The 823-nt window shown below is 42.3% G+C and carries 2 protein-coding genes and 1 pseudogene; 2 read left to right on the top strand and 1 reads right to left on the bottom strand.

The genetic code is table 11. The features are described 5' to 3' along the window. On the bottom strand, positions 1–172 hold a 172-nt coding region (locus AB840_RS18435; RefSeq protein ID WP_048515559.1), incomplete at its 3' end, for a transposase. Positions 173–245: 73 nt separating this feature from the next. On the opposite strand from AB840_RS18435, the pseudogene AB840_RS15445 reads away from it, so the two are divergent. Together AB840_RS15445 and AB840_RS15440 are read left to right on the top strand one after the other, a co-directional pair. Further along, positions 246–503, top strand: a pseudogene (locus AB840_RS15445) (transposase); the annotation flags it as partial. Positions 504–601: 98 nt separating this feature from the next. Then, a partial coding sequence (locus tag AB840_RS15440) for a transposase (protein ID WP_201775892.1) occupies positions 602–823 on the top strand: 222 nt, incomplete at its 3' end.

The following is an 823-nucleotide window of genomic DNA, read 5'->3' as shown; positions in this document are numbered from 1 at the left end:
CAGCGTCTTTTGCGTCCAACCTACCCTCTTTGAAGGCTTTAACCCATGTATAGATAGTACTATCAGGAAGCCCCAGTTCCGTTGCGGCTTTGTGTCCACCAATCTCCTGAGCCAATTTTACAGCCTGTGATTTAAATTCTTGGTCATAAGTTTTTATAATTCGTTTTGCCATCTTATTTCTCCTATTCTCTATCAATTATATATCACAATCCTTGAGAATAGGGTGTCAATTTTTATTGTACAACATCAAAACATCCGCAGGTGAAGTCCCGATTGATGTTCCTCGTGATCGAGATGGTTCTTTTGAGCCGCAGGTTGTGCCAAAGCGGCAGACCGATGTTTCCTCGATGGAGGGCAAAGTGCTCGCTATGTATGCCCGTGGCATGAGCCAGCGTGACATCTCGTCAACGATCGATGACATCTATGGATTCAAACTGTCAGCAGGACAGATTTCTAACATTACCGATTGTGTCTTAGATGAATTGAATGAGTGGCAGAACCGATAGAGTACAATTAAGTTCGCAAAAGTAAAAAAAAGGAAAAAGCCATCAAAACTCCGAAAAGGTAAGTAGCAAGCAAACCAATAAGGAGTGAACAAATGATGGCTCACCTAAATTCTACCGTATCTTTTGAAAAAATGCTAATGAAATTTATATCAGAGGAAGATCCGATGCAATCTATGCTCAAATGGCTCTGTGAACGTCTCATGGAAGTTGAAGTAGAAAGTAAGCTTTGTGCCGAGAAATCAGAACGGAACAAGGAACGCCAGGGATACCGATCAGGCTACCGCGTTCGTCGGTTTGACACAAGAATGGGAACAATG

Source organism: Megasphaera cerevisiae DSM 20462 (assembly GCF_001045675.1).
Taxonomy (GTDB): Bacteria; Bacillota; Negativicutes; order Veillonellales; family Megasphaeraceae; genus Megasphaera; species Megasphaera cerevisiae.
Note: the sequence above shows the minus strand (reverse complement) of the source record. Positions and strands in the feature narration are given on the sequence as shown.